Source organism: Streptomyces sp. NPDC051172 (assembly GCF_040682555.1).
Taxonomy (GTDB): Bacteria; Actinomycetota; Actinomycetes; order Streptomycetales; family Streptomycetaceae; genus Streptomyces.
Genome location: NZ_JBFBBE010000302.1, coordinates 1 through 1,854, shown reverse-complemented (window position 1 = coordinate 1,854; position 1,854 = coordinate 1). Strand labels below are relative to the sequence as shown.

General features: G+C 68.1%; 1 protein-coding gene and 1 pseudogene. One reads left to right on the top strand and one right to left on the bottom strand.

From position 1 onward, the window contains the following. Positions 1–264: 264 nt before the first annotated feature. Entirely contained in the window at positions 265–1,260 is a 996-nt protein-coding gene (locus AB0N07_RS50555) for an IS481 family transposase (RefSeq protein ID WP_365847693.1), read from the bottom strand. A gap of 204 nt (positions 1,261–1,464) precedes the next feature. On the opposite strand from AB0N07_RS50555, the pseudogene AB0N07_RS50550 reads away from it, so the two are divergent. Beyond that, a pseudogene (locus tag AB0N07_RS50550) lies at positions 1,465–1,854 on the top strand (transposase); the annotation flags it as partial.

The window sequence follows — 1,854 nt, the reverse complement described above, 5'->3', positions numbered from 1 at the left end:
GCACCGCCACGGCCTGCGCGGTGGGTGCCGCCACCAGGAGGCCCAGACCTCCCAGGCCCGCGGCGGTCACGGCACGCGCCAGACGGCCGACATCGGCGGGGCAGGTGGGCACGGTCATGTGGGGTCTCCTTCGACGGCGGAGGCGAGCCGCCGCACCGGGCGGACCCGCCGGATCCTGGGGTTGAGTGTAGGGCGGCGTGGGAATCGGGCACCAGGGATCCGGCGCGGCCGGAACCGTGGGAGGAGCGGACGTTCGGCCGACCTCTAGGTGTGATGTCCAGGGAGGTTGTTGAGCCTGGTGGCAGGCGCGGCGCCGATCGCGGAGTGGACGCGATGATGATTGTAGAAGTGCAGCCATCCAGGCAACGCGGCCCTGCGCTCCGTCTCTGAGCTGTAGAACCGGGCGTAGGCCCACCCGTCAGCGAGCGCGCGATGGAACCGCTCAATCTTCCCGTTCGTCTGCGGCCGGTAGGGCCGAGTCCGCTTGGGCTTGATCCCGAGCTCGGTACAGGCATCACGCCAGGCATGCGAGCGGTAGGCCGAGCCGTTGTCCGAGAGCACCCGCTCCACCTCCACGCCCAGGCGCGCGATGTGGGCGACCGCGCGGCGCAACACCGCGATGGCCGTCTGGCTGCGTTCATCGGAGTGCATCTCGACATGGGCGAAGCGGGAGTGATCATCGATCAGGGTGTGCAGAAAGCCCACCCCGAGCCGGGGCTGGTATCGGGCATCACGGGTTCCTTCTCGGTCCGAAGTCGCCGCGCGGTGCTTCATGCCCTGCTGACGCCCGACGAATCGGTGCCCGCCCCCGTCGGGGATGCGTCCGAACTTCGTGACGTCGACGTGGATCAGCGAGCCGGGGTGGGGGTGCTCATAGCGGCGGATCGGCTCGGCGGTGACCCGGTCCAGACGGGCGAGGCGGTTGATCCGGCAGCGCACGAGCACGGCATGGACGGTGGATGCCGGCATCCCGAGTTCTGAGGCGATCTGCACGGGCCCCAGGCGCCGGCGCCTTCTGGCGGCCACGACCTGTTTCACCACTGCTGGCGATGTTCTGGTCGGCATCGTGGCCGGCCGGCTGGACCGGTCGACCATGCCTGCAGGTCCCTCGGCTCGGAAGCGGGTGGCCCATTTGCGTGCGGTGGGTGGGGAGACCATGAACATCTTGGCCGCGGTGGCGACCGGCCAGTGCTCATCGACGATGAGCTTGGCCAGGCGTAGACGGGCACGAGGGGTCAGGGCGGCGTTAGCGTGGGACATGAAGGCCTTCTGTTCGCGTGAGCGGTTTCTTGACAACTCCACTCTCGCAACAGGAGGCCTTCGCCTGTCAGCTGCTCACGCAACAACGTCCCTGGACATCACACCTAGGCCGATCAGGACGAGCGGGAACAAGATGGGGACTGCCGCACGAATAGGTGACACCTGATCTGGCTTGCCCGCAGGGCGGCCTGGAAGGATGTTGCTGTGCCTGCTCCCTATCCCCAAGAGTTCCGTGACGACGTCGTGCGCGTGGCCCGCAGCCGCGAAGAGGGTGTGACGCTCGCGCAGATCGCCAAGGACTTTGGCACCCATGAGATGACCCTGTCGAAGTGGATGCGCCAGGCCGACGTCGAGGACGGCGCGAAGCCTGGGACAACCAAAGCCGAGTCGGCCGAGAACCGTGAGCTGAAGAAGCGGATCCGCCTGCTCGAGCAGGAGAACGAGGTCCTACGACGGGCGGCGGCCTACCTGTCCCAGGCGAACCTGCCGGGAAAAGGCTCCACCCGCTCGTGAAGGAGCTCGCCGCCGTCGGGATCCCCGTCGCGGTGACGTGCCGGGTGGTCAAGCTCTCCCGCCAACCCTACTACCGCTGGC

Coding starts and splice junctions, on each gene's coding strand:
- AB0N07_RS50555 (WP_365847693.1), bottom strand. CDS start 1,260: ATGTCCCACGCTAACGCCGCCCTGACCCCTCGTGCCCGTCTACGCCTG.